Source organism: Parafilimonas sp. (assembly GCF_051953455.1).
Classification (GTDB): domain Bacteria; phylum Bacteroidota; class Bacteroidia; order Chitinophagales; family Chitinophagaceae; genus Parafilimonas.
Window position 1 is genome coordinate 100,008 of the sequence record NZ_JBQCIT010000014.1, and the last position, 20,125, is coordinate 120,132.

Genomic DNA, 20,125 nt, shown 5'->3' on the forward strand with positions numbered 1-20,125 from the left:
TTTTAAAATGAAAATTCAATTTTATTAACTGCGGTTATTCATAATTTATATTGTCATACTGGCTTCAAAAGGATAAATAATCACGCCCTGCACTACCCTTGATATGGCGCCATTCACCGACGGGTTATCAGGCGACAAACCAACAGCGAGACTTTTATAAAAAGCCAGTAACTGCGCCGGCACTATCGCACAAACAGGAAGAAAATCTTCTTCAATGCATTCCTGCCCGTCATCAAAATTTATTTGCGCATTTACCTCAACAATATTTTCCTTTTTTTCAGATACAGCCAGTTCGTACAAAGCATTATTGCCGGTTTTCATAGCACCAGCAAGATCGTATTCATATTGCTTTACATAATCATTGTTGCTGAAAAAATATACCACCAATGTTTGTTCATCAATTACGGCCTTGGGCCCGTGTCGCAAACCGAGATAACTGTCTTCTTTACAGATTATTTTTCCGTCAGTTAATTCCTGCAGCTTAAGCGCCGCTTCAGTTGCTGTGCCAAACAAATTTCCTGAGCCGAGAAACATGGCACGCCTGAAATCTTTGGCAGCCGTTTTCTGCAACGTAACTAATGCACCTGATAATATATGCCAGGCTGCTTTTATTAATAATTGTACCTGATCTTTTATAATGGATGGATGATTGATATACGCCATCATCAATCCTGTTAATAACATACCCGAATAGCTGCCGGTCATAGCCAGGCTTTTATCATTAGCCTTTTCAGGCAATACGAAAACATATTTGGGGTTAGATGTTTCATATTGCGCCAGCGAACCATTTTCATCGCAGGTAATAATAAGATGAAAACATTTTTTTGAAAATGCATCAGCCAGTTTAAGTGCAGCGTTGCTTTCAGGACTGTTGCCACTCCTGGCAAACGATATAATCAATGATGTTTGTTCTGTATTAAAATAATCCTGCGGATGGGAAACAATGTTGGTGGTAGCAATGGCCCTGCTTTGAATTTTTGTATTCCTGAAAAAAGGGCCTTCAAGTGAAAGGCCGATAAACGCGCTTGTGCCTGCACCTGTAAAAATAATATTATCCACTTCTTTATAAGCACGGGAAAGAAATGCTTGAACATCATCCCTGTACTCAAAAAATAAATGTTCGATAGCATTCCATAAATCAGGCTGGCCGGCAATTTCTGCAGCCGTTAAATATGCGCCTTTTCTTTTTAAGTAACTTTCATCCAGACTAAGCAATTGCATGAAGTAAGGTTTATAAACAAAAGTAATGATTATAAATTTATCTTTCAAAATCTTTCTATTTTCTTCATAATCTTTCTATTTAAATAATAATATTATGCTTAAGATTGTTTTTCAGTGAATATTCTGATATATTAGCTAAAATTTTACATCCATGGCTGAAAGGAAAGAAAGATTTACAGTATCGAGACGAAAGAAAATACTGGAACATATAAAGGAAACCGGCGAAGTGATGGTAACGCAATTAAGTAAGGAATTTAATGTGAGTGAAGTAACCATTCGCAACGATCTTGAACACCTGGAAAGAAAGAACCTGCTTGTGCGTGCAAGGGGCGGCGCCATTCATACCGAAAACCATGTGGGGATAGACCAGCGCATTACAGAAAAGCATAAAATTCATGCGGCAGAAAAAGCGGCTATTGGCAAACTGGCTTCTTCTTTAATTAATGATGGAGAAACCATTATAATTGACAGCGGCACCACTACTGCCGAGATTGTAAAACACCTGGATGGAATAAAACATTTGAATGTTATTACCAATGCATTGAATATTGCCAATTTACTGGCGGCACACCCGGCTGTGAACGTCATCATCCCGGGTGGCTATTTAAGGCAGAATGCCATGAGCCTGGTAGGCCCGTTGGCAGAAAAAAACCTGCGCAATTTTTTTGTTGATAAAGTTTTCTTAAGCACCGATGGCTTTGATACCAAACAGGGCATTTTTACACCCAATATTGATGAAGCGCATTTAAACGGCATTATGATTGAGATTGCCAAAGAAGTTATCCTCGTAACCGACAGCAGTAAGTTTAAAAGAAAAAGCCTGGCCTTTATTTGCGGGCTGGATAAGATTAAAAAAGTGGTTACCGATAATGGTATTGCCATTGATGACAAAAAACGTTTGGAGGAAGCAGGCATTGAAGTACTGGTGGCAGGATGAGCTCAACCTGCCTCCTCCTGATCTGTTCACGATAACTCAGGCCTGAAGGCCTGGGTTATCGCGAACTCATGTTTAAATAAGTTTATCAATCGTTATAAAAATGGAAACCAACGCTTGCTTCTGTCATCATTAACCCGGTCATATATTTTTATTAATTCTCCTTCTCCTTCGCGGCCGGGTTCGATTAAAACAAGTACCGGCGGCTTCATCCTGCAATTTAACTGGTGAATATAACCTCCTGCGTTCCCAAATCCTCCCAGGGGGTCTGATGAAGATGTTGTTAATAAACTCAGCCATTTTGTATCCCAACGCCTGTAAGGCGGCGTTGTTTCTATAGCCCAGTTTCCTTCATACGTAACAGCACTAATTTTATCTTTTACAACGCCGGGCCCATTGCCGCAAAAATCACTTTCTTCCGGCGCCGGGTTTACTGATTTTTCTATAGTAATCCTGTGAAAACGGCCATTATCAAAAAATTTGAAGCTTTCACTGTTGATTGAATAGCCGGTTGCGAAATTTAAGATCCTTTGATTAGATGAATCCGTGCTAAGGCACTCCGCGCCGTAATGAGATTCGCCTTCTATGCAACAACCCAATATATCCTGGCCAGTGTGTTGCGGATTGGGATTATCATAGTCATATCTCACTCCGGGCTCATAAATAATTAATTTTCCCGCTTGTGCATAGCTAATAGTGGTTTCCCATACCCACGATTCATCTGATGGCGTTACCAGGCCGCATGAGCCATTATTTCCCGGGTTATTCACTTCTTCATGTTCCGTAATCACCAATGGTCTGGTTGCTTCAGCAATTATTTTTTTGTCCTCATCATATGGTGCAATATTTATCAGGCATCCCGGAGGTGGCACAAAACCATCTTCTTTAAAACCAATATATATGATAGATATACTGTCGCTGCCCGGTGTAGTTTCAGGTACATCATAATAATAGCTTGATTCAAAAATGCCGCCGCTCCCGCCTATAAATATCTGCACGTAAATGCCGGCTACATTTTCATTTTTATCTGTATGAAAAAATTTTACAGGCTGTACAAACGTATCCAGGAGAAACAAAGTGTCTTTAAAGGAAATTTTAAGCGAGTTGTTTGCAGGGGCATCAGGAATACTACCGGCTATTTTCGTCGTATTTAAAAAATGCAACCGGTCGGCTACGCTATCCGGGTGAATGCCGGTCAGGATAGAGTCGCCTGGATTATCCGGATGTGTTGGCGTGGTTTCAGGTTTTTTGCAATTGGTGGCAATTAGTGCATAGCCAAAAATAAATAGGGTTATGGCCGTTCTGGTCATTGTGTTTTTCATGCTGTAAATTTTATACGTTACCAATGATTTTTAAACAAATCATTTAAAAGCATAAAACTACAGTGGCTGTTAAAGCTTGTATAGAACAAAATTTACCTGTTTGCAAGGGATGTATCTATGATATCTTTTCTGTAGTATTCCAGGGGCTTCTGGTGTAAATATTGATCGGGTGTATATCCTGAAAAAGTCCTGAAGTCACGGATAAAATGGCTTTGGTCTGCATATCCTGCCAGGTATGCAACCTGGCACCAGCTTTGAAAAGAGGGGGAACTGATGATTGCAAGAGCCTCATTGAAGCGAATGACTTTCTGAATGTATTTCGGGCTTAGCCCTGAATTATTTTTTATTAATTGTATAGAATGTTTGTGACTGTACCCCATATACCGGTCTATTAATCCAGATACGGATAAGTTCGGGATATAGAACTTTTTTTCCAGCTTGTTCCACTGGATGATTTCATGCAGTGAGCATTTTGCCAGGCAGCCAGTTATCCATTCTTCTAATATGCTGAATAACCTTTCAGGTTGAAGCCTCGCTTCATACAGGCGTTCTAAGAGGAACGTCATTTCTTTGCCCCATACGTTTTCTGCCGGAAAATTATTGTCGGTAAAATGTATTGCCGGAATTTGAAATAGCTGGTTGAATCCAAAAGTTGTAAAACGTAACCCCACCATAAAATAATTCAGGGGTGGTAAGAAATTAAAAAAAGAACTCCTTACACCTGATACGATACTGCTGTTAACGAATGTAATAGCATCGTTGCTGTTTATGCCTTTCACCTTATCTCCCAGGTTAAAAAAAATCTCTGCTTTATTATTAGGGAACAGCCTTTCGGTAACTTTCCCGTTTCCTTTCATTATTATGTAATGTTCAACCAGTAAATTAACAGGATATGCCGGTACCCGGACAGTATAATTAATATTATTATGCGAGAAAGAAAACATTGTCTTTGCAATAATTATATCAACTCAATTTAATCTGCTGTATAAAGCTAAATAAATCAATAACCGAAGCGGGAATGAGTTATTGAACGGCTGCTATTGGTTATTGATCAACAGTAATTACTGGTGATAAGATTGCCCCGGTGATTAGACAAGTGAATTACAACTCACTGCTTTATTCACTCAGCAGCACGATCGCCACGGCAGCTAATATTAACCCAATCAATAAAATCGTTCCCGGGAAAACAGCATAAATAATTAAAGAAATAATGATCGTTATTACAGGCGACAACCCCGTAAGCGGCACCACGATGATCGCTTTTCCATAGCGCAGCGCATATACTAAAGTAAGCGCCCCGATAGCATTTAATATTTGAATTATAAATGCGAGGTAAGGCCCTTTAAAACCCCAGTTGATGGGTTGCGAAAAATCGGTCATCCATATGGCAAAAGGCGATAGTAACAAAGCGCCGATAGCCATGTACATAAATATGCTTTCGGCTTTCATGGTATTATTGCTAAACTTCATTACATATGCCTGCAATCCCCACATAATAAAAACAATTACTGAAAGCCATAGCCAGCTATTGCCCGAAGTTTCGCTGCCTGTTAATTTCGGGTTGGCCAGGAAAACCGCCGCAATTAATGCAAGCGATATGCCTATCCAGTGTTTTTTATTGGTATGCTCTTTTAAGAAGGCAACAGATAAAATAATTGTCAGCACCGGGAACAATGATATTAGTGGAAATACTATGTAAGCAGGGCCTTCGCGCAGCGCTTCAAATAAAATTAACTGGCCACCGGCGCCAAGCAAGCCTACTATTAATCCTAAAAAAACAGAACGCTTATCCGTTTCCGGTTTCCATTTTATAATGCTTAAGGCAACCAATGCACAAGGCACCATCGTTAAGCTCCATACCACATAACCTAATGTTGCAGGAAAACCCGCTTTTTCAGGTATCTCAATAAAAGCGCCCCAAACACCCCAAAATACCGTAGTGATTATCGCATAAAACAGCCAGAGTTTAGACGACTTTATCATTCGTTATAATGATTTTTTATTTGATAAAAATAACCATAAAAAAGTTTTAATATTTTTTATTTTGTTTTTATTTCTTTCGTTATCTTTGGTTTTGTTTTAAATCTTTCGAATAATTTAAATATGGAAAGGTAAACATTTCGAAACAGGCTCTGCTGCCTGAACTAAAATAGACTGATTTGATACAATAGCGATGCTCGGTATGATAACTAAAGTATGCTGATTTGAATGCAGTAGCTTATTGTTAAACCATTAAAAGATATGGGGGTTTAAATAAGCCCGTGCAACCAAACAGATTAAAAATTAACCGGTGAGAATTATATGTGACAATCAAAAACAAACCAACGCTACATGAAAAAAATATTGTTGTTGCCATTAGTATTTACTGCCCTGTTTGCATCTGCCCAAACAAGGCCGCTGGAAGGTAAAGTTGTTTCGGCAACTGATCAGCATGCAGTAAGCAAAGCGTCCATCACTATTAAAAACGGTAAATCATTCATTGCTGATGACAGCGGCCGTTTCAGGATTGAAGTGCCTTCCGGTGCATTTTCATTAACTGTCAGTTCTATTGGCTTTGCATCGCAGGATGTGGCTGTAAATACAGCAGATAATAATATTACCATACAGCTTATTGAAACAGATAAGAATTTAAATGAAGTGGTTGTTGTTGGCTACAGTGATAAAAAGAAAGGCGAGTTAACCAGTTCCGTTGCAGTTGTTGATGCCGGCAAATTAAAAGATGTAACCACCAATGATGTAGGCAGTATGCTGCAGGGAAAAGTGGCTGGCCTGCAGGTAGTAAATAGTTCAGGCGTGCCTGGCGCCAATGCAGAGATAAGGCTGCGTGGCGTTTCATCTATCAATGCATCGCAATCACCTTTGTATGTGGTGGATGGAATAATCGGCGGCAACTTCGATCCCAATGATGTAGAAAGTATCACTGTTTTAAAAGATGCCGCAGCAACCGCCATGTATGGCTCACAGGCCAATGCAGGCGTAATAGTGGTTACCACCAAAAGGGCCAAAACAAACAAAACGGCTTTTGAATTTAAAGCCACAACAGGTTTTCGCACGCCGGATTTTGGCAAGCTTGATATGATGAATGGCGAACAGTTATACAACTATCAAAAAGAATTCTACCGCGACTATATTCCAACTGATACGGGCAACTCCTATAAAATCGACCTGTTGAAATTTTATGCGGAAAGACCGCGTGAATTACAAGGCCAAGATCATAACTGGATGACGACAATTTTTAATCCTGCATTCATGCAGAATTATTACTTCTCCATTTCAGGCAGAACAGACAAGAACGATTATTACCTCGGCGCATCTTATTATAACGAAGACGGCACATTTAAGAACACAAAATTCCAGCGCGTTAATTTAAGGGCGTCTTCAACGTTGCATTTCAACCCAAAAATATCTTTAACCAATACCATTAATATAAGCGGTATTACAGGCACAAGTTATGATTACAATGATATTTATTATGCATTCCTAAACCTGCCCTGGGATAACCCTTACGACAGCGCGGGCAAGCCTGTTTATGTAGATGGCAACTCTTCCTTCAAATGGTGGAGCAGGGATAAAGTAAACCCCTTACACACCATCGATCATTCAGATCATCCATACAAAGGTTTTGATGTGAACTACGATCTTAACTTTAATTATCAAATAACCAACTGGCTGGCCTTTTCAAGCACCAACCGCATTGGCGCAAGCTACAGCAAGAGCACTAATTATTATTCAGGCGATGTTGCCGGGCAATATCATGGAACGGGCTATCTGGATGAAAGCAGCATATTAAGTTACAGCGGCATTTCAAATGATCTTTTAAAATTCAATTTTAAGTTTGGCGATCACCAGTTAAGCGGCCTTGCAGGCGTTGCATTTGAAGGCGGCAAAACAGAAACAATAGGAGCTTCCGGCCGCGGCCTGCCTTTTAATTTAAGGGTATTAAATGTTGTATCAAGCAATTTAAGCGTGAATGGATATTATGACCAGTCGGCATTAATATCTTATATCTCGCAGGTTAACTACAGTTATAAAAACAAATATTTCTTAACCGGCTCTTACCGCGTGGATGGCTCAACGGCTTTTCAAAAAAATAACCGTTACGGTTCATTCCCTGCCATATCTGCCGGATGGTTAATAAGCAATGAAGATTTTTTGAAAGATAATCATGTAATTGATCTCTTAAAAATACGCGGCGGTTATGGCGTAACAGGCACACAGGATATTGGCGCTTCCCGTTACCTGGGGTTGTATTCATTAACCAGCCAATACAACAATGAATCTGCAGCAACGCCATCACAACTGCCAAGCCCTAACTTAACATGGGAAAGTAAATATCAAACAAACATTGGCGTTGATATAGATTTCTTCAAACGCATTTCTTTATCTGTTGATGTATATAAAAATCAAACAAAGAATTTGTTATTGCAGGTGTCGCAGCCATTGTCTGTCGGTTTTGAAACAAGATGGGAAAATTCAGGAGAGATAGAAAATAAGGGTTTGGAAATTGCTTTATCAACCATTAATATCCGGAACAAAAATTTTTCATGGACAACGGATTTCAACATCAGCTTTAATACAAATACGCTGCAAAAATTACCGGCAAATTTTGTAAAAACAGGTTCATGGGCCATCTCTCAAACCTATCGCAATGGCGGTAATCTTTACGAGTTCTATATGCCCGTATGGAAAGGCGTTGACCCACAAACAGGCGCACCTTTATGGGAAAAAATTACCAAAGATGCAGATGGCAATGTCACGGCAAAAGAAACCACGTCAAGCTATGCCGAAGCCACTTTACAGGAGGTGGGCTCTGCCTTGCCGAAATACCAGGGCGGCTTTACCAATACATTCACGTATAAAAATTTCTCTTTGAGCGCTAACCTGTATTTCCTGTATGGCAACAAAGTTTACAGTAACGATCTGCGCTTTGTAATGAACGATGGCAACGAGCCTTACTATAATCAAATTGTACTGCCATCAGGTTACAGCATCTGGACGAAGCCCGGCGACATCGCCACCAATCCTAGCCCGCAAAACGCGGCTAATTCAACAGAAACATCAACACGATATTTGCAGAACGGCAGCTATCTTTCCATACGCAATATTTCGCTTGGTTATAACCTGCCGCAAAGCTTGGCCACAAGGCTTGGCCTGCAGAACATCGCGGTTACAGTTACGGCAGATAATGTTTATACGTTCACCAAATTCCTGGGCCAGGATCCGCAAACAACCATCCAGTCAGATATTTATACAACGCCCGGCGTAAGCGATTTCAAATATCCCAACAATCACCAGTATTTATTAAACATCAACATAAAATTTTAAGCCATGAAGTATATGAAATCAATAAAAAGAAATTTTATGTTACCGGCAGGTGATACAATGATTAAGCACGGTTGTGTCACTCCCTTGTGCAACATATTTTCATGGCAGCTTTTTAAAAGACTGGCTCAGTCTTCAAGACTGAACCAGTCTTTATCTTCTGAATCTTACACAACCAAGAAGACAGAAAATATAAGCACATCTAAATATAACCACAACCAATCAGGTTGCTTCACTGCGTTCGCAATAACGTCATCATCTCGCATATATGCTGTTGCAATTTTTCTTTGCATGATCACCTTCAGCAGTTGTATAAAGGATGTTTCGCCCAGCGATTCCATTACAACAGAAACGCTTACCTCAACAACGGAAGGTTTAACCAACGCGGTTAATGGTGCTTACGCTTTGTTTAAAGATCATGTAATGTTTAACGGCACAGCGGATGACAACAATATGTATTTGCGCCAGTTTTTCCAGTTATCAGATTTTGCCAGCGATGATATTGTTTGTTCACAGGTAACAGAAGATCCTTTGTTTTACAGTTTCAGTTTAGACCACTCTCCCACACAAACCAATACACGTTATTTCTGGTACATATCTTATAAGATCATCAGCGATTGCAATACCGTAATTGAGGCGGTAGAAAAAGAACCAACAGATGATCCTGTAAGAAAACAATTACTGGGCGAATGTTATTTCCTGAGAGCCTTTGCGCATTTTAATCTTGTAAGATTATTTGCAAGGCCATACACCCAGGATAAATCAGCACCCGGCATTATATTAAGAACCTCCACCAGCGATCCATCAGAAAAAGCAAGGTCAACCGTTGAAGAAGTGTATGCGCAGGTTGTTGCAGATGCATTAAAGGCAGAAGATTTAATGGATGCTTCACGAGGTGTGCAGTATGCCAGCAAAGAAGCAGCAGAGGCATTGCTGTCAAGGGTGTATTTATACATGGACGATAATGCCAACGCAGCAGCTTATGCTACTAAAGTAATCAGCTCCGGAAGGTTTGCATTAACAACGGCAAACACGTTTCCGCAAATGTTTGCAAATGCAGTGGGCGCTTCCGAAACCATTTTCTGTATTGCCTTTACAGATAAAGAAGATTATGGCAAATTCGGTTCTATCGCTTCCATGATATTCAGCGATGGCAACAGTGGCTGGGGTGAAGAATTTGCTACTTCATCATTAAGGAATTTAATGGGCACACATCCCGAAGATGTGCGCTGGGATTATATTGTACCGCTTGAAGATGGCAACGGCGGTATTGCAAAAAAGAATGGTATTGAAACTTATTATATCAGTAAATTTTCTTTCCAGGATGGCAGTCCCACTTTAAGCTCACCCATTATGCTCAGGCTTGCAGAAATGTATTTAAACCGGGCAGAAGCCGAAGCAAAAACCGGCAACACAAAAGCTGCCCTGGATGATGTGGATGCTATAAGAAAGAACCGCGGCCTGCAAAACAGTTTATACAATGGCAAAGTGCCTAATGGCATGACTTTACTGGACGTGGTATTGAATGAAAGGCGCATAGAGCTTGCCTTTGAAGGCCAGCGCACCTTTGATGTATATCGCAATAATAAAACAATGAACCGAACCTATTGGGGTTACCATTTGCCGGGTTTAAAGGAAACGGATATTGACCTGTCAAAAACGCCGACGGGCTATAGCAATATGATCGTAGAACCGACAGATAACAGGATCATCTATTACATTCCGATTGATGAAATACAGAGTAATTCATTATGCACACAAAACCCGTAACACGGTCAGACGCCTTTAGGGCGTCAGACCGATAGCAGGTACATTAAAAAAATATCAGTAAAGCAGGTTTATAAAATCATTACAAATGAAAAAAACTAATCTCACCATTTTAATCGCTGCATTAATTGCAGCTGTTAATTTTTCTTCCTGCAAAAAAGATTCAGATAATCCGCAGCCATTCGTGTTTTATAGTTTAAGCATTGATGGCGCAACCGTTTCCTTTACCAACAAATCTGAAGACGCCGTGAGTTATAAATGGGATTTTGGCGATGGCACCACATCAACAGATGAAAGCCCCACGCACACTTATCCCGGCAAAGGAAAATATGTACCAACATTATATGCCACAACATCTGCAGGCGTTACCGGCGAAGCATCAACGGTAATACATATAGCAAAAGTTTCAGGCATTAAACTCGACGATAATTCATTGTCAGACTGGGATACGGTTGCCACCAATGTTATAACAGCGGGCGCACATTCCGGCAACTTTATTAAAGCCAAGTTTGATTATGATGCCAATTATGTATATGTTTATTTTGAACAGAATACAAAAAAATCTGACGGCAATATTTACGACCTGTATATTGATGCTGACAACAATATCAATACAGGTTTGCTAACCGGTGAAATTCCAAACGGTGGGTATGAAGTGTTGCTTGAAGGAACCATATTCGATGACTGGCTTGACCCTTATTATTTCATTGGAACAGACCAGCAGAACTTTGGCAACTATACTTATCAAAACCTCAACGAATTTTATAAAGTTGGGGCAGTGGTTCAAAGCGGTGGCGTACAAAAATTTGAATTCGGGCTTAGCAGGAGTAAGATAAAAGGCTTAACCGGTAAAGGATTGAAGATTGGTGTGCAGGTTGCGGCAAACGACTGGAGCGCTATCATTGGTTATTCGCCCGATCAAAGCACGGATGCGTTTTATCTTGACATGAGTGAATAGCTTCAAAAGATATAGCTGCTTATTCTAATAACTTGTTCCAATCATTCATGAAAAAAATTCTTTTGTTCATTGCCGGCATTATATCAATTATTGCTTTTGTTCAATGCAATAAAATTGGGAACCCTGTAACCTATACGCCGCCTGCAACAGATACTATTTATTATGATGAAAGCAGTGATGATTTCGCCAATCCTGAGCGGGGCTTTTATCGTGCCACAGAAACTTATGTATCAAATTACGAACCACTCGATGTGGAGACGATGAAAACCTGGCGCAGCCTGCTACAGGCTGATGATGGCAATTATAAGATCTACAGTACACTTGTGTTCAGGAATATAATTTTAGATGGATTTACTAATAAGAATTTAACGCAGGATGTTTTGAACAATATCGGAAACGATTTTAAGGCAGCCCGTGAAGCAGGTGTTAAGCTCATCGTTCGTTTCTGTTATACTATTACAGCCAACAGCGGCGCCTGCCCGGAAGGTTTTATATGCCCTCAATATGGCGATGCACCCAAAAATATTGTACTGGCGCAAATAGCGCAGTTAAAACCCATACTGCAGGATAATGCTGATGTTATTGCCTGCATGCAGATGGGGTTCATAGGTACCTGGGGTGAAAATTACTACAGCGATTATTTTGGCGATCCTTCATCAAACGGAAAAGGAAAATTATTGGATAAGAACTGGAGTGACAAGAATGAAATATTAAAAGCCTTATTAGGTGCATTGCCGCAAAGCCGCATGATACAGGTGCGCACGCCGCAAATGAAACAACGGTATGTGTATGGCGTTAATGCACCAACATCATCAGCAGCTTTAACTGATGCTCAGGCTTTCGATGAAAGTGATGCCGCCCGCATCGGGTTTCATAATGATTGCTTTCTTTCATCGCCCAACGATTACGGTACTTATGATGATTATGGCAATTCATCATCGCCGCGTGCAGACGCCTATTCTATATTGCATTTGTATGCGGCGACAGATGGAAAATTCACGGTTGTTGGCGGCGAAACTTGCGATGATACTTACAGCCCCGAAAACAATTGTGAAAACAGCGGCAAAGCACAAACAGAAATGGCGAATATGCATTACAGTTTTTTAAACTGCGCCTATAATAATGATGTAAACAACGACTGGCAAACAGAAGGTTGCATGGATGCCATTAAAAAGAATTTAGGTTACAGGTTTGTTTTAAGAGATGGTATTTTTCCAAAAGAGCCTGTTAAAGCAGGCATGCAGTTGCCATTTACGCTCAACATAAATAATGTGGGTTATGCTTCGCCATATAATGCGAGGCCTGTGCAACTCATTATGCGTAATCAATCAACCAGGCAGGAATTTGTTTATGTGATTGACACTGATATCAGAAAATGGTATAGTGGCTTAACTTCATTTACTGCAAAAATTGTAACACAAAATAATATGCCGGCCGGCAATTATGATTTGTTCTTAAATATGCCCGATGCATATACTTCATTGTCATCAAACCCTGCTTATTCCATTCGCCTGGCAAATACAAAAGCCTGGGAAGAAACAACGGGTTACAACAGTTTGAACAAATCGGTAACAATACAATAAATACCGGCTCTGTAAGCTTGCATTATTGCAGGCATTAAAAGGGCAACAATTAATTGCCGTTAAAAAACAAGCATCGCATAGACATGCAACGCCAATCGTCTTATGAGAAAAATCACACCACTCTTAATATATTTTCAACAGTTATACTTAAATATGAAGCAAAGCTATTGATGCTTTATTCGCTATCGTTTACCTGCCTGTTAAGAATAAATGAAGCAATTATTAAATTATCCATTGAAACAAAAACATAATTTTTGTTTAATAACCGATTTGCATTTTTTATTTATGATGTTTGCAGAAAATATGGAAAGATGAACTGGTATAATATAAAAAATATTGAAACAGTTGATTCACCTGCATTGATCGTTTATAAAGAGCGTGTGCAGCAAAACATTCAATCTGCACTAAGCATGCGGGAAGCTAATTTGCTTAGGCCGCATGTAAAAACAAACAAGATGGCTGAGGTTTGCAGCATGATGCTGGGCGCAGGCATTACAAAATTTAAATGCGCTACCATTGCGGAAGCAGAAATGCTGGGCATGATAAAAGCGCCGGATGTTTTGCTTGCTTACCAACCAACACCCGTAAAAGCCAAACGGCTGGTAAAGCTTGTTAAACAATACCCGTCAACAAAATTTTCCTGTTTAATTGACGATGCGGATAATGCAGAAAACATTTCCGATATTTTTTTGGATAATGATACTTCTTTTGATGTTTTTATAGACGTGAATGTCGGCCAGAACAGAACCGGCATAAAGCCATCCAATGCTTTTGATCTTTTTGAAACCTGTATGGATTTGAAAGGCATTCATATTACCGGCCTGCATGTTTATGACGGGCATATCCGTGATACAGATGTTGATGAACGGAAGCAAAAAACAGATACAGCTTTTCAACAGGCGGTTGAACTGTCAGAAAAGATAGCGTCATCCTTTAATATAAAATTAAAGATAGTTGCAGGCGGCTCACCAACTTTCCCGATACATGCCCAACGCAAAGATGTTGAATGCAGCCCCGGCACTTTTGTATTTTGGGATCATGGTTATAAAACACAATTTCCGGATGAGCCTTTCGATTATGCAGCATTGGTAATATCAAGGGTTATTTCTGTAGTTGATGAACATACTATTTGTATAGACCTCGGCCATAAATCAGTTGCTGCAGAAAATGTGATTGAAAAGCGCGTTCATTTTTTGAATGCAGAAAATGCACAGCCACTTGGCCAAAGCGAAGAACATTTGGTGTTGAAGGTTGAAGATGCTGCGTTATACAAAGTGGGCGATGTGCTGTATGGTGTGCCATATCATATTTGTCCTACTGTAGCTTTGTACGAAAGGGCCATTGTTGTTGAAAATAATGAGGCAATTGATGAATGGAAAGTGATTGCGAGGGACAGGAAAATAACCATTTGAGGCGGGAAAGTATTTTTGGATTGCCTGATAGAAAAAACATTTAGCTGCTACGCAAGGCCTTTAATAATAAAATCAGTATAATCTTTAAATCATTCAAAATCCAGGTTCAGACCATGTTTACAATAGATGCACATTTAGACCTTAGCATGAATGCCATGGAATGGAACCGCGACCTGCGCAAAACTGTTTTTGAACTGCGGGAAAGTGAAGCTGGTTTAAACGATAAGCCCGACAGGGCAAAAGGAACCGTTGCCTTTCCTGAATTGCGAAAAGGAAATATTGGTTTAGTTGTCGCCACACAAATTGCCAGGTATGTGGCGACTGGAAACCCTTTACCCGGATGGCATTCACCGCAGCAGGCATGGGCGCAAACACAGGCCCAGCTTGCATGGTATAAAAGCATGGAAGAATGCGGCGAAATGAAAATGATAACAACGGTTAATGCATTAAATGAACATATTGATGCATGGATGAATGATGATAAACAAAAACCCGTTGGTTATATTTTAAGCCTGGAAGGTGCAGATTCACTGGTTGATATAAGTTATATAGAGCGTGCATATAATTATGGATTACGTGCTATCGGGCCGGCACATTATGGACCCGGCCGTTATGCCAATGGCACGGACGCAACCGGCCATTTGAATGAAGATGGGAAAACCTTGCTGAAAGAAATGGAACGATTAAATATTATTTTGGATACAACACATTTATGTGATGATGCATTTTGGGATGCCATGAATTTATTTCACGGGCATGTGTGGGCAAGTCATAATAATTGCAGAAAATTCGTGAACCATAACCGTCAATACAGCGATGAACAGATAAAAGTCTTAATTGAACGTGGTGCTGTTATTGGTGGTGCGTTTGATGCCTGGATGCTGGTGCCAGGATGGAAGCGGGGCATATCAACACCTCAATCAACCCATTGCAATATGGAGAAGGTAATTGATAATATCGATCATATTTGCCAGTTGGCAGGTAATGCTTTGCATGTTGGTATTGGCAGCGATTTGGATGGTGCTTTTGGCAAAGAGCAATGTCCTTATGACCTTGAAACAATTGCAGATCTTGATAAAATTCCTTCTTTGTTATTGCAACGTGGTTATTCAAATCCTGATATTGAAAATATCATGCATGGCAACTGGCTTAGGTTTTTGCGTAAAGCGTGGGGTTAATAATGTATTTCACAAATAACAGATTATCGCAGTATGCTACTTGTTACAACTTTAGCGGTGGTAAAATTGTGCCGCACAGAGTAAGAGAGCCGGCTGAGCAATAATAATATCGCTTTTGACCCTGTGTTCTCTGTGCGACAATCAAAACATTTAATTCAGAAAACTATAAGCGAGGCCATTATTTATTTTCATTCATGGCTGTAACAGGCGTGTCCCTGAAATTATTTGGTGACGGTTTATTCTTATCACGTTCAAGATCGTTCTTATTGTAGGTTATCCTGAAGATAGTGCCTTTATTGTCATCGCTTACATATAAAGCGCCATCCGGGCCTTGCGCCAAACCGCATGGACGATGAACCGCACGGCCGCTTGCTGTACTGTCGGCGCCGCCGGAAAAGCCATCTGCAAATACTTCCCAGTCTCCATCCGGCACACCGTTTTTAAAGGGCTGGAACACTACAAAGAAACCTGCCTGTGGCTCCGGCGAACGGTTCCATGAACCATGAAAAGCAATGAAGGCGCCATTTTTATATTTTTCAGGAAACATATCTCCGGTATAAAACAACAGGCCATCGGGTGCAAGGTGTGCGGGATAGGCAGCGACCGGGTCAATAAAATTACTGTCTAATGTTTTTTCGCCATCTCCGCCATATTCCGGCATTAATATTTTTTTCTTTTTGAAAGGATCATAATAAATATAAGGCCAGCCTGCATTATCTCCATTGTTTAAAGCATACATGCATTCAGCCGGCAACTGCGCACTTTGTTTGTCATTAAAATATTTGGGGAATAAAGTGCTGAGCTGGTCGCGGCCATGCTGCATTACAAATAACTTTTTAGCCGCATCATTCCATGCTATGGCAACCACATTGCGCAGGCCTGTTGCATAACGAACGCCATCGCCGTATTGCTGGTCTTTTTTATCAGCGCTGAACATCCATACGCCACCTGCTGAATCAAGTAAAGGGCATCCCGGCATACCCATGGAACCGGGCGTTCTGTCGTTTTCCTGGCAGGAATTGGACGGGCAGCCAACAGGTATAAACATATTGCCTTTATCGTCAAACATAATAGACTTGGTTGCATGCTGATTCCTGTCGATTAAACCCGTTACAATACGTTCCGGTTTTGCCGTATCGGTTACATGATTATCTGCATCCAGCTTATAACGGAATATTTCCGTGTTGGAAGCGGTATATAAATAACCATCATGTATCTGAACACCCGTGCCACCGAAATCCCCAAAGCCATACAGCAGTTTTCCTTTGCCACCCTCCTCATGCAATAATAAAGTGCCAACGCCTTTTACCGGCTGCGCAAGCCGCACATAAATATCATTTTGCGGCGTTACAATAAGGTGCCTTGCACGGCCAAGAGAATCGGCAACTATATTGGAAGAAAATCCTGCCGGCAATGTAAGGCCGCCATCGTTTAATGAAGAAGCTTCTTCTTTGGTATTGGTATTACAGGATGCAATAAGCACAAGCATAAAAGCTGTACATGCAAAACGAAAGATTGATGTGAATTTCATGTATGATATGTTATAGATTATGATTATACAGCAACGCTAAGCCGGCATAAACTTAGCAATAATTCAACGCATGTAAAAATTGAGAGGATTATAAATTGTTTACCAGTAAGTGAACTTCGTGCTTCTTCATCTTCTTTGAGTCTGCGCGATTCAAAAAAATAATCAAACAAAATAGTTTTAATGCGCATTACTTTCAACCCTGTTAATACAATTCATCAACGCACGGAAAACATGATAAGTGCCTTTCCAGATATGCGCTTTTAATGCTGTTTTACGTTGCGGCTCATTATCCAGCCCTTCTTCATACCAGTCACCATGTTCATGGTCTATTAAATAAGTTTGCGCATACTGCCATTCCTTAAAAAACTTTTGCCTGTATTGCATTGCATCTTTTGGATACATGTATGAAAACAGTTGCAATGTATTCAGCGCTTCTGCCTGCGCCCACCAGTTCTTGCTTTTGTTGATGATGGTACAGCCCGGTTTATCCTTGAAATAATATCCTTCATCATAAAAACCACCAAGCGAACTATCCCATCCATTGTTTAGTGCATGATCCACCATTTTCTTGCCAATTGCAAGTGTTTTATCATCAGCCTTGCCATATAAAATCTCTGAAGCTTCCTGCATTAAATAAGCGGTTTCCACATCATGCCCGAATGAAACATGATCAAGGAATTTATGTTTCAGGATAGATTGCTCCGATGAATCGAGGAACGTAACAGGTTTCCAGTCGTATGTAAAAAATAATTGCAGGTAACCCTTATCTGTTACAATCTTATCCCTTATCAGCCGCAGCATTTCTTCCAGCCTTGTTCTTACGAGGCTGTCAGGCCAAACTTTATACAACTCAGTAAATGCTTCAAGCAGATGAATAGAACTGTTTTGATCTTTATAGCCAACATCAGAAGTGCTTTGCACATCAACCGTTCTTTTTACACGGGAACCCTCCCTGTTTAAATGTTGATAATAGCCTTTATAAATTGAATCATGGCTGTTTTTTTCAAGCCATTTAAAACCTGCCTTTGCAAGATTTAAAGCAGCGGTATCATGCGAACATTCATAATAAGCACTTAACCCGTAAATGGCAAATGCGTTGCCATAAGCTTCTTTAATGGTGCTTTTGGGTGTGCCGTCTCTTGTAACGAGATTATAAAAACCGCCATAAGTTGCATCCCACATTTTATCACGCAGGAAATAAAATCCATGACGCGACATTGAAATATAAGTTGTATCCTTATAAAACATAGCCGCCTTTGCTGTTGACCAGATATGCCTTGCCTGCGTTACGATCATTTTATCCTGTGTGCCGGCAGCCTTAAAATCGTATGTGAAAGTGCTGAGGTAGCCGCCGTATAAAGTATCTGTATTTTGCGGATAATATTTATCGAGCAAACCTTGCCTGGCGGCATACTGCATTTGCGCTGCGATGGTATCAAGGTTAGTTGTTTGAGCAGAAGATACTGCCGGCAGCAACGAAACAAAAATGAATGATCGTAATAGCATTTGTTTAAGTTTTAAATCAAACAACAATATTTTTTTATTAAAGCACAAACATGTTCTTGATTAAACTGTGTAGTTATGTGTATGCACACAGCAAGTCTCTGGCCCGGATGTTATTTAAACTAAATCACAAACTCTCCATCTTTATAAATTATTTTTTCCGCACCATCTTTTAATAAAGCGGTTACGGTCCTGTTATCCGTACTTATAATATCTGTATGCACTTTGGGGCAGGAATTATAGCCCATAGCCGCCCACTCCTCTTCAGAAATTTTCATCATATCGCCGGGATAAGTGTCTTTATAAGCATTACCCAATGCAATATGCGTGTTGCCATATTCGCCGCCCATATTTTCATCAAACAATGTAGTGGCCATAAATTTTGTAATGCGGGAATGACGTTTATCTGTTAATGAAAATTCGCCCACTTTATCAGCATTTTCCTGCGCAATCATTTCTTTTAAGGCATCTTCATTTTCCGTAGCCGAAGATTCAACAACAACGCCCGCTTTAAATTTTAATGAAACGCCTGCAATACGTTTTCCTGAATAATAGAGTGGTTGGTTAAACCTTATAAACCCTTCGGTTCCGCGCCAGTCGGGCGAAGTAAATATTTCAAAGCTTGGAATGTTTTTGCCACCGCCGCTTAACCATTTACGGTTGTCACCAATCTTTATCGTTAAATCAACGGCCTCACCTTTTATAAACAGTTTCTCAATTGGCAGGGCGTCTAATTTGTCTTTTATCGTTTCAATTTCCTGCTGCACCTGCCTCCATTTTTGCACAGGGTTATCATCTCTTAAATAACAGGCTTCAATTATCTGTTCCCAATAATCTTCCAGTAAAAGTCCGGCTTCGTCGGCCATAGATTGCGTGCCATATAAACAAAGCGTCCATGATAATTTACCAGCCTGTTCTTTCTTTTCACGCATGGCCATATATGGCGCCCTTGCACTGTTCATGCGGCTTATTTTTGAAGAAGGCAATCCTTCAAATGCATGAATATCCGGCTCTGCAATTATAAAAAGAATATGATCCACTGCGTCCACTGCGCCCTGCCAGTAAGGCTTTGCGAAGAAACCAATTTGCTCATCGCTGCCTGTTTCAAGCAGCAGGCGGGGCATGCTTTGACCACGGATATCATCAGGCTGATAATAGGTAATGATATTGCCACCTGCTGCATATATTTCTCCGGCAATAGCAAGATAAAGCGGTTTGCTGCACTCCTGTCCCACCAAAAAAACAGTATCTCCTTTTTTAATGCCCTGCCCATTGTTGAGGGCATATAAAACCATTACCTGTGCATATTTCTTTAATAAAGTATCGTTGGGTATAAACATGTTTTTTGTTTGAAGTGAAACGAAAATGATGAGGATTGATCTAACCAATATGTG

General features: G+C 40.3%; 14 protein-coding genes. 7 read left to right on the forward strand and 7 right to left on the reverse strand.

Translation table 11 applies throughout. The features are described from left to right. Nucleotides 1–45: 45 nt before the first annotated feature. Nucleotides 46–1,221, reverse strand: coding sequence for an SIS domain-containing protein (locus ACTHN6_RS05170; protein WP_440434656.1), 1,176 nt, complete (start codon nucleotides 1,219–1,221; stop codon nucleotides 46–48). 151 nt (nucleotides 1,222–1,372) lie between these two features. Between ACTHN6_RS05170 and agaR the strand changes: the two genes are divergently transcribed. After that, a complete protein-coding gene (gene agaR / locus ACTHN6_RS05175; RefSeq protein ID WP_440434657.1) occupies nucleotides 1,373–2,158 on the forward strand; it encodes a transcriptional repressor AgaR in 786 nt (261 codons plus the stop codon). Between the two features lie 92 nt (nucleotides 2,159–2,250). On the opposite strand, the gene ACTHN6_RS05180 is transcribed toward agaR, so the two are convergent. The 3 genes from ACTHN6_RS05180 to ACTHN6_RS05190 all read right to left on the reverse strand — a co-directional run bounded on the left by ACTHN6_RS05180 (nucleotide 2,251) and on the right by ACTHN6_RS05190 (nucleotide 5,460). Then, on the reverse strand, nucleotides 2,251–3,477 hold the full coding sequence (locus ACTHN6_RS05180) for a hypothetical protein (RefSeq protein WP_440434658.1): 1,227 nt from the start codon (nucleotides 3,475–3,477) through the stop codon (nucleotides 2,251–2,253). A gap of 92 nt (nucleotides 3,478–3,569) precedes the next feature. Then, on the reverse strand, nucleotides 3,570–4,421 hold the full coding sequence (locus ACTHN6_RS05185; protein ID WP_440434659.1) for a helix-turn-helix domain-containing protein: 852 nt from the start codon (nucleotides 4,419–4,421) through the stop codon (nucleotides 3,570–3,572). Nucleotides 4,422–4,593: 172 nt separating this feature from the next. After that, complete coding sequence (locus tag ACTHN6_RS05190; protein WP_440434660.1) at nucleotides 4,594–5,460, reverse strand: EamA family transporter; 867 nt, start codon at nucleotides 5,458–5,460, stop codon at nucleotides 4,594–4,596. A gap of 348 nt (nucleotides 5,461–5,808) precedes the next feature. Between ACTHN6_RS05190 and ACTHN6_RS05195 the strand changes: the two genes are divergently transcribed. The 6 genes from ACTHN6_RS05195 (at nucleotide 5,809) to ACTHN6_RS05220 (ending at nucleotide 15,697) form a co-directional block, all read left to right on the forward strand. Beyond that, nucleotides 5,809–8,802: a SusC/RagA family TonB-linked outer membrane protein gene (locus tag ACTHN6_RS05195; protein WP_440434661.1), complete on the forward strand. Its 2,994-nt coding sequence runs from the start codon at nucleotides 5,809–5,811 to the stop codon at nucleotides 8,800–8,802. A 288-nt stretch (nucleotides 8,803–9,090) separates the two neighbouring features. Next, the gene (locus tag ACTHN6_RS05200; RefSeq protein ID WP_440434662.1) at nucleotides 9,091–10,569 is read left to right on the forward strand and encodes a RagB/SusD family nutrient uptake outer membrane protein; all 1,479 of its coding nucleotides are present in this window, start codon (nucleotides 9,091–9,093) and stop codon (nucleotides 10,567–10,569) included. 85 nt (nucleotides 10,570–10,654) lie between these two features. Continuing rightward, entirely contained in the window at nucleotides 10,655–11,524 is an 870-nt protein-coding gene (locus ACTHN6_RS05205) for a PKD domain-containing protein (RefSeq protein WP_440434663.1), read from the forward strand. Between the two features lie 47 nt (nucleotides 11,525–11,571). Continuing rightward, the gene (locus ACTHN6_RS05210) at nucleotides 11,572–13,107 is read left to right on the forward strand and encodes a DUF4832 domain-containing protein (RefSeq protein WP_440434664.1); all 1,536 of its coding nucleotides are present in this window, start codon (nucleotides 11,572–11,574) and stop codon (nucleotides 13,105–13,107) included. A 311-nt stretch (nucleotides 13,108–13,418) separates the two neighbouring features. Further along, entirely contained in the window at nucleotides 13,419–14,519 is a 1,101-nt protein-coding gene (locus tag ACTHN6_RS05215) for a D-TA family PLP-dependent enzyme (protein WP_440434665.1), read from the forward strand. Nucleotides 14,520–14,632: 113 nt separating this feature from the next. Then, on the forward strand, nucleotides 14,633–15,697 hold the full coding sequence (locus tag ACTHN6_RS05220; RefSeq protein ID WP_440434666.1) for a dipeptidase: 1,065 nt from the start codon (nucleotides 14,633–14,635) through the stop codon (nucleotides 15,695–15,697). A 178-nt stretch (nucleotides 15,698–15,875) separates the two neighbouring features. Here ACTHN6_RS05220 and ACTHN6_RS05225 read toward each other — a convergent pair whose 3' ends face one another. The 3 genes from ACTHN6_RS05225 to ACTHN6_RS05235 form a co-directional block, all read right to left on the reverse strand. Then, the gene (locus tag ACTHN6_RS05225) at nucleotides 15,876–17,228 is read right to left on the reverse strand and encodes a PQQ-dependent sugar dehydrogenase (protein ID WP_440434667.1); all 1,353 of its coding nucleotides are present in this window, start codon (nucleotides 17,226–17,228) and stop codon (nucleotides 15,876–15,878) included. 177 nt (nucleotides 17,229–17,405) lie between these two features. Beyond that, nucleotides 17,406–18,734, reverse strand: a complete 1,329-nt coding sequence (locus ACTHN6_RS05230) for an AGE family epimerase/isomerase (RefSeq protein WP_440434668.1) — start codon at nucleotides 18,732–18,734, stop codon at nucleotides 17,406–17,408. Nucleotides 18,735–18,853: 119 nt separating this feature from the next. Next, nucleotides 18,854–20,071: an aminopeptidase gene (locus ACTHN6_RS05235; RefSeq protein ID WP_440434669.1), complete on the reverse strand. Its 1,218-nt coding sequence runs from the start codon at nucleotides 20,069–20,071 to the stop codon at nucleotides 18,854–18,856. Nucleotides 20,072–20,125 lie beyond the last annotated feature (54 nt).

Coding starts and splice junctions, on each gene's coding strand:
- ACTHN6_RS05235 (WP_440434669.1), bottom strand. CDS start 20,071: ATGTTTATACCCAACGATACTTTATTAAAGAAATATGCACAGGTAATG.
- ACTHN6_RS05205 (WP_440434663.1), top strand. CDS start 10,655: ATGAAAAAAACTAATCTCACCATTTTAATCGCTGCATTAATTGCAGCT.
- ACTHN6_RS05225 (WP_440434667.1), bottom strand. CDS start 17,228: ATGAAATTCACATCAATCTTTCGTTTTGCATGTACAGCTTTTATGCTT.
- ACTHN6_RS05220 (WP_440434666.1), top strand. CDS start 14,633: ATGTTTACAATAGATGCACATTTAGACCTTAGCATGAATGCCATGGAA.
- ACTHN6_RS05195 (WP_440434661.1), top strand. CDS start 5,809: ATGAAAAAAATATTGTTGTTGCCATTAGTATTTACTGCCCTGTTTGCA.
- ACTHN6_RS05230 (WP_440434668.1), bottom strand. CDS start 18,734: ATGCTATTACGATCATTCATTTTTGTTTCGTTGCTGCCGGCAGTATCT.
- ACTHN6_RS05215 (WP_440434665.1), top strand. CDS start 13,419: ATGAACTGGTATAATATAAAAAATATTGAAACAGTTGATTCACCTGCA.
- ACTHN6_RS05200 (WP_440434662.1), top strand. CDS start 9,091: ATGATCACCTTCAGCAGTTGTATAAAGGATGTTTCGCCCAGCGATTCC.
- ACTHN6_RS05180 (WP_440434658.1), bottom strand. CDS start 3,477: ATGAAAAACACAATGACCAGAACGGCCATAACCCTATTTATTTTTGGC.
- ACTHN6_RS05185 (WP_440434659.1), bottom strand. CDS start 4,421: ATGTTTTCTTTCTCGCATAATAATATTAATTATACTGTCCGGGTACCG.
- agaR (WP_440434657.1), top strand. CDS start 1,373: ATGGCTGAAAGGAAAGAAAGATTTACAGTATCGAGACGAAAGAAAATA.
- ACTHN6_RS05170 (WP_440434656.1), bottom strand. CDS start 1,221: ATGCAATTGCTTAGTCTGGATGAAAGTTACTTAAAAAGAAAAGGCGCA.
- ACTHN6_RS05190 (WP_440434660.1), bottom strand. CDS start 5,460: ATGATAAAGTCGTCTAAACTCTGGCTGTTTTATGCGATAATCACTACG.
- ACTHN6_RS05210 (WP_440434664.1), top strand. CDS start 11,572: ATGAAAAAAATTCTTTTGTTCATTGCCGGCATTATATCAATTATTGCT.